The following is a 6,083-nucleotide window of genomic DNA, read 5'->3' as shown; positions in this document are numbered from 1 at the left end:
CTTGCCACGGGAAACTACTTACTTCCCCGAGCGAGATGTCTCGGCTGCGCTCGACATGACGCCCCATTAGAACCACTATGAAACGCTCCCTCGCCTTACTTTTCCTTTCAACCCTTGGGCTGGCCGCCCACGCCCAGGCGCCCAAGTGGCCGGCCATCACGCAGCAAACCAAACCCTGGACCCGCTGGTGGTGGGAGGGCAGCGCCGTGAACAAAGCCGACCTGACCAGCCTGATGACCCAGTACCAGCAGGCCAACCTGGGTGGCATGGAAATCACGGCCATTTACGGGGTGAAAGGAGCCGAAAGCCAGTTTATCGACTTCCTCTCGCCGAAGTGGATGAGCATGCTCGACCACACCCTGGCCGAAGCCGGCCGCCTGGGGCTGGGAGTTGACGTGGCGCAGGCGTCGGGCTGGCCCTTCGGCGGGCCTTGGGTGGCGCCGGTGGATGCCTCGAAGTACGTGGCCTACAGCACCTACGAGGTGAAAGGCGGCGGCACCCTAGCCGAGCCGGTGAAATTCATTCAAAAGCCCATTGCCAACGCCGTGGGCCACCGCGTAGATATCAAGCAGATTGCCGACCCGGTGGCAACTAACAAGAACCTACAGGCGCTGGCGCTCGACCAGGTGCGCTACGAAAAGCCCATTCCGCTGCAGGCCCTGATGGCCTACTCGGAGAAGGGCGAAGCCTTGGACTTAACGAGCAAAGTGGGCGCCGATGGCAAGCTGAGCTGGACCGCCCCAGCCGGTGGTAACTGGACGCTGTACGCCCTGTTCCAAGGCGGGCACGGCAAGCAGGTGGAACGCGCAGGCCCCGGCGGCGAAGGCGACGTCATCGACCACTTCTCGAAGCCGGCCACCGACCATTACTTGGCGTATTTCGATAAGGCCTTCAAGGGGCATGACGTGAAGCCCATCCGGGCGTTTTTCAACGACTCGTATGAGGTGGACGACGCCCAGGGCGAATCGAACTGGACGCCGCAGATGTTTGCCGAGTTTCAGAAGCGCCGGGGCTACGACCTGAAGCAGCACCTACCCGGCTTGTTCGGCAAGGCCAGCGAGGACGAAAACAAACGCGTGCTCACCGACTACCGCGAAACGTTGTCGGAACTGCTGCTCGAAAACTACACCCAAACCTGGAGTACCTGGGCCAAAACCCACGGCGCCCTCATTCGTAACCAAGCCCACGGCTCGCCGGCCAACATCCTGGATTTGTACGCCGTGACCGACATTCCCGAGACGGAAGGGGAGGACCTCACGCGCATCAAGTTTGCGTCGTCGGCGGCGCACGTAGCGGGCAAGCCGCTGACTTCGGCCGAGACGGCGACTTGGGAAAACGACCATTTCCTGTCCAAGCTCAGCGACGTGAAAAAGGCCGTGGACCGCATGCTGCTCGGCGGCGTGAACCACGTGTTTCACCACGGCACCACCTACTCGCCGCAGGCCGCTAAGTGGCCCGGCTGGCTGTTCTACGCCGCCGTGGAATTTGTGCCCCAGAACCCGTTCTGGAAGGATTTTGGCAAGCTGAACCAGTACACAGCCCGCTGCCAGTCGTTCTTGCAAGCCGGCCAGCCCAGCAACGACGTGCTGCTGTACCTGCCCATTTCCGACGCCTACACCCGGCCCGGCAAGGTGCTGCTCCAGCACTTCGACGGCATCGAGCACGGCTTCAAGGGCATGCCCATTGCGGCCACCAGCGAGCTGCTGCTGAAGCAGGGCTACGGCTACGATTTCATCTCCGACAAGCAGGTGCTGCAAGTGAAAAATACCGGCGCTACCCTCACCACCGGCGGCGGGGCCAACTACCAAACCCTGCTGGTGCCCGAGGCGCACCTCATGCCGCTGCTGACCATGGAGCAGCTGGTGCGGCTGGCCCAAAACGGCGCCACCATTCTGCTGCAAAACCAGGCGCCCGACGACGTGCCCGGCCTGGGCAACCTGGCCAACCGCCGTGCCAATTTCAAGAAGCTACTGGCCCAGCTGAAGTTTGGTGCCGCAAAAGACGGTGTGCAGCAAGCCACCATTGGCAAGGGCCGCGTGCTGCTGGGCTCCAACGTGGACCAGCTGATGGCGCAGGCCGGTGTGAAGCGCGAAGCGTTGGTCGACAACGGCCTGCAGTTCATGCGCCGCCGCCACGCCAAGGGCCAATACTACTTCCTAGCTAACTGGGCCGAAAAGCCGGTGAATGGCTGGGTGCCGCTGCAAACGTCGGCCAAAACCGCGGCCTTGTTCAACCCCATGACCGAGCAGGTGGGCGTGGCCAAAGTGCGTACCTCTGCCCAGGGCACGCTCGAAGTGTACCTGCAGCTGGCCCCCGGCGAAACCTGCATTCTAGACGCCGGCGAAGAGCCAGTGGGCGGCGCTTCATTCCCCTACCTGAGCCTGGCGGCCACGCCCCAGCCCCTCACCGCGCCCTGGGATGTGGCCTTTGTGTCGGGCGGCCCCACGCTGCCCGCCAGAATCAAAACTAGCAACTTGGCTTCGTGGACGACCATGGCCGGCGAGGATGGCAAGAAATTCTCGGGCACGGCCACCTATACCACCACCTTCGACATGCCCGCTGGCACGGCCGATGGCTGGCTGCTCGACTTGGGCCGCGTGGCCCAAAGCGCCCGCGTGCAAATCAACGGGCAGCCCGTGGCCACGCTGGTGGGGCCGGTGTACCAAGTGTTTGTGCCCAAGTCGCGGCTGCGGCCCACCAATACCCTCACTGTCACTGTGAGTAACCTAATGGCCAACCGCATTGCCGACATGGACCGCAACAAGCAAGAGTGGCGCATTTTCTACAACACCAACATGAACGCCAAGCTCAAGGAAAACCGCGGCGCCGACGGCCTGTTCTCGGCCGAAAAATGGCAGCCACTGGAGTCCGGTTTGCTGGGGCCAGTCACGCTGACGCCCGCCGCCACCGGAGCACCGGTGCAGTAATCTGGAAAGCAGAATGAATAGGGCCGTCATGCAGAGCGCAGCGAAGCGTCTTGCGTGGGAAGGCAACCCAATCAATCGTCTGTCATCCTGAGCGCAGCGAAGGACCTTATCAGGTTAGGACTCGTCGTTCAATGGTGATAAGGTCCTTCGCTGCGCTCAGGATGACAGACCGTTATACAGAGTGCAGCGAAGCATAACGGTCTAATCAATACCAAACCCACTCACATGGAAAAAGAAGCCTTTTTAATGCAGCTCAAGCCCGGCGTGGCCGCTGAGTACCAGCGCCGCCACGACGAGATTTGGCCCGAACTCCTGAGCCTGCTGCAGGACGCAGGCATTCGGGATTACTCCATTTACCTGGACGCCGCTACCGGGGTGCTGTTTGCCGTGCAGCGCCGGGAGCCGGGCCATACCGTGGACGCTTTGCCGGCCACGGCCATCATGCAGCGCTGGTGGTCCTACATGGCCGACTTAATGGAAACCAACCCCGACCATTCGCCCGTGGTGAAGCCGTTGGAATGCGTGTTTCACATGGATTGAGCAAGGTCCTTAAAGCATTTTTACACGCGCGAATCGGGGAAACAGTTGGCTGTTCTACTCCGGTTCGCGCGTTTTTTTCTGGCCGAATTCCGCGCAAAGGATTCCAGGTGCAAAATACGGGTATTGCAGTAAGGCACAGGAGAGTTCGGAAGGGGTAGGAAAGGTCCTTTATAGAGAACAAACTTATTCATTCTCCCTTTCCCAACCCTTATGAGTCAGTTGTTTTACACCCGACTTACTTGCCCTCAATTGCCCGCGCTCAAGCCCCTTCGAGGGACCACTGCGGTGCATCGTTTGGCGCTCTTGCTACTGGCCTTGGCGCTGCTGATTGCGCCTGCACAGGCGCAACGCCGCATGGAGAAACTGAACCGCGGCGTAGTGGCCGTGCGCACCAGCGCCACCGATGTATATGTGGGCTGGCGCGTGCTCGGCACCGACCCTGCTGGCCTGGCCTTTAACGTGTACCGCGGCGCTGCCAAAATCAACGCGACGCCCATCACCGGGGCTACCAATCTGGTGGATGCCACCACCGCTAATGAAACCTACACCGTGCGGCCCGTGCGCAACGGCGTGGAAGAAGCGGCCTCGGCTGGCGCCACGGTGTGGGCCGACAAGTTTCTGCGCATTCCCATTCAGCGGCCCACCGGCGGCACCACGCCCGATAACGTGACTTACACCTACGGCGCCAACGACTGCTCGGTGGGCGACGTGGACGGCGACGGCCAGTACGAAATCATCCTGAAGTGGGACCCGTCCAACGCCAAGGACAACTCGCAGTCGGGCTACACCGGCAACGTGTACATTGATGCCTACCGCCTAAATGGCACCCGGCTCTGGCGCATCGACTTGGGCCGTAATATCCGCGCCGGCGCCCACTACACCCAGCTGATGGTGTATGATTTCGACAGCGACGGCAAAGCCGAAGTGGCCGTGAAAACCGCCGACGGCACCGTGGACGGCAAAGGCACCGTCATTGGCGACGCCACGGCCGACTACCGCAACAGCACCGGCTACGTGCTCACCGGCCCCGAGTTTCTGACCATTTTCAACGGCAAAACCGGCGCGGCCATGGCCACTACGGCCTACCTGCCCGCCCGCGGCGCCGTGACGAGCTGGGGCGACAACTACGGCAACCGCGTCGACCGGTTCGTGTCCACGGTGGCTTACCTCGACGGCCAGCGCCCCAGCCTGGTGATGGGCCGCGGCTACTACACGCGGCTGGTGCGCGTGGCCTGGGACTGGCGCAACGGCCAGCTCACCCGCCGCTGGACCTTCGACAGCGACGAAAACGGCAACAGCGCTTACGCCGGGCAGGGCAACCACCAACTCACGGTGGGCGACGTGAACGGCGACGGCAAGGACGAGGTAGTGAACGGCCCCAGCGCCATCAAAGACGACGGCACGGGCCTCTACGTGAACGGCCTGGGCCACGGCGACGCCCTGCACATGAGCGACATGAACCCCGACCGGCCCGGCCAGGAGGTGTGGCAGCCTCACGAAACGCCTTCGCAGTACGGCGTTTACGGCCTGGAATGCCGCGACGCCCTCACGGGCCAGCCCCTGTGGGGCGTGCCCGCCACCGGCGACGTGGGCCGGGGCCTGGCCGCCGACGTGGACCCCAACCACCGCGGCTACGAAATGTGGGGCTCGGTGGGCGGCCTTTACACCTGCACCGGCACCCAGATTGGCACCACCAAGCCCACCGTCAACTTCGCGGTGTGGTGGGACGGCGACCTAAGCCGCGAGCTGCTCGATGCCGGCTATAACTCCACCACCAACGTGGCCACCGTGCGCCTCGAAAAATGGGTGCCGCCCGTGCCGCCCGCCACCAACGGCAGCCTCACGCGCCTGCTCACCCCGAGCACCGCGGCCGACGGCGACGCCCAAACCAACAACACCACCAAAGCCAACCCCTGCCTCACGGCCGACATTCTGGGCGACTGGCGCGAGGAAATCCTGCTGCGGGCCCGCGACAACCAGAGTCTGCTCTTGTACTCAACGTCCGCCCCCACCACCGAGCGCCTCTACACGCTCATGCACGACTCGCAATACCGACTGGCGGTGGCGCACGAAAACTCGGCCTACAACCAGCCACCGCACACCAGCTTTTACCTGGGCACGGGCATGAGCGCGCCGCCCACGCCTAACATCGTGCTGGTCGATACCCTCAATAGTGTACTTGGCACCAAGGCCAGCCGGCCCGACCAGATTGGCGTGGCCGTGTACCCCAACCCCACGGCCAGCGCCATCAACATTCGCTCGGCCGGCCCTTTCACCTACCAGATTTACAACTTGATTGGGCAGCTGCTGGAGCAAGGCGAGCGGCGTGACTATTTCAGCGGTGGTCTCGGGCTGAAACCGGGGCTGTACATGGTGCACGTGCGCACCGCCAGCGGCACCCAAACCGCCGTCAAGGTGCTCAAGCAGTGAGGCGCTTACAAGTTTTTTGTGAATGCAGGAGGGTGCGGGAAGGTTTGGTGGCTGTTGCAGAACGTGGTTCGTAAAAGGGGGATGCAAGGCAAGAAGCTGTTTCTCGACAAAGAGGTGGCCCGCTTTCGGCTCTCCGAGCGGGTGCCGCCGCATAATTTGTACCGCCGCCTGGCCGAACTCGTGGAT

Annotated in this window: 3 protein-coding genes; all 3 read left to right on the top strand. The window is 62.7% G+C overall.

From position 1 onward, the window contains the following. The first annotated feature begins 77 nt into the window (after positions 1-77). The 3 genes from VF629_RS22765 (at position 78) to VF629_RS22755 (ending at position 5,897) form a co-directional block, all read left to right on the top strand. Complete coding sequence (locus VF629_RS22765; protein ID WP_331060809.1) at positions 78-2,927, top strand: glycosyl hydrolase; 2,850 nt, start codon at positions 78-80, stop codon at positions 2,925-2,927. A 225-nt stretch (positions 2,928-3,152) separates the two neighbouring features. Continuing rightward, a complete protein-coding gene (gene rhaM / locus VF629_RS22760) occupies positions 3,153-3,467 on the top strand; it encodes an L-rhamnose mutarotase (protein ID WP_331060808.1) in 315 nt (104 codons plus the stop codon). Between the two features lie 210 nt (positions 3,468-3,677). Then, positions 3,678-5,897, top strand: a complete 2,220-nt coding sequence (locus VF629_RS22755; protein WP_331060807.1) for a T9SS type A sorting domain-containing protein — start codon at positions 3,678-3,680, stop codon at positions 5,895-5,897. Positions 5,898-6,083: the final 186 nt, after the last annotated feature.

It is taken from the genome of Hymenobacter sp., assembly GCF_036388155.1.
In the GTDB taxonomy this organism is placed as follows: Bacteria; Bacteroidota; Bacteroidia; order Cytophagales; family Hymenobacteraceae; genus Hymenobacter.
Note: the sequence above shows the minus strand (reverse complement) of the source record. Positions and strands in the feature narration are given on the sequence as shown.

Coding starts and splice junctions, on each gene's coding strand:
- rhaM (WP_331060808.1), top strand. CDS start 3,153: ATGGAAAAAGAAGCCTTTTTAATGCAGCTCAAGCCCGGCGTGGCCGCT.
- VF629_RS22765 (WP_331060809.1), top strand. CDS start 78: ATGAAACGCTCCCTCGCCTTACTTTTCCTTTCAACCCTTGGGCTGGCC.
- VF629_RS22755 (WP_331060807.1), top strand. CDS start 3,678: ATGAGTCAGTTGTTTTACACCCGACTTACTTGCCCTCAATTGCCCGCG.